Here is an 844-nt window from a genome sequence, read left to right as displayed (position 1 = left end):
CCGGATTCGGACTATTATCAGAGCATGACTCCTTAAACGTCATGACGCCTAATATATATATTCTGAATGTCAGTGGTGCGTTTATTAACGGTAAAGAATATTTACCGTCATATCAGCATCTGCCGGACCGGCGGTAACCGCAGTTGCAAATGATTTATAGCGGGCATTAAAATCAGCTTTAATTGTATCTTCGGGTTTTGATGCCAGTTCGATATAGACCTGCCCTTCGGCGCCATCCATCGTGATGAGCTTATCATCTTTACCCGCCAGGCTGACGGCAACACCGATACCGGTAGCCGCGGTATCGCCCGTGGTGGTAATTTTACTGACGTCCAGTAGCGTATTGGTCCCGGTGAGGGTTGTTGGGCCGTTAAAGGTCAGCTGTACAGCCGGAAGCCCATCGCTTTTCAACGGACAGTTCGCCAGCGTAACGGAGAAGGGCATAAGTGCGGTTTCCGTTCCAACATCAGTAAACAACGATATAGGATAGGTACCCAGTGGGATAGTACTGTCCGTGCCATCGTCGCCCTGAATCGTACAGCTCGATTCGATAATTTCACCCGTGAAATGAATAGTGCCGGCATTCATTTCTGCGGCGAAACCATTCATCGACAGTGTTGCAAGGGTTAAGCCTGCAATAATATTCTTTTTCAAATCCATCTTAAATGTTCCTTTAAGTGAAAAGAAATATCTGGCATATAATTTGCTTTCTCGTGAGAAGTAAATTATGTCGCGTGAAATTATAACATTTAAATTTCTTGTGGTAAGTGAGTTTCAGGACTAATGTTATATTGATTAATCCCTTTTTGGATTTTCCAGGGTAATGGTTAAATAGAGTTTAAAT

1 protein-coding gene is annotated in these 844 nt (G+C 43.7%); it reads right to left on the bottom strand.

The window, feature by feature from the left end; translation table 11 throughout:
* Window positions 1–84 precede the first annotated feature (84 nt).
* A complete protein-coding gene (locus INF68_RS12630) occupies window positions 85–660 on the bottom strand; it encodes a fimbrial protein (protein ID WP_109845176.1) in 576 nt (191 codons plus the stop codon).
* Window positions 661–844 lie beyond the last annotated feature (184 nt).

It is taken from the genome of Enterobacter cloacae complex sp. P16RS2, assembly GCF_014982155.1.
GTDB lineage: Bacteria > Pseudomonadota > Gammaproteobacteria > Enterobacterales > Enterobacteriaceae > Enterobacter > Enterobacter cloacae_M.
This window is presented reverse-complemented; position numbering and strand designations above follow the sequence as displayed.

Coding starts and splice junctions, on each gene's coding strand:
- INF68_RS12630 (WP_109845176.1), bottom strand. CDS start 660: ATGGATTTGAAAAAGAATATTATTGCAGGCTTAACCCTTGCAACACTG.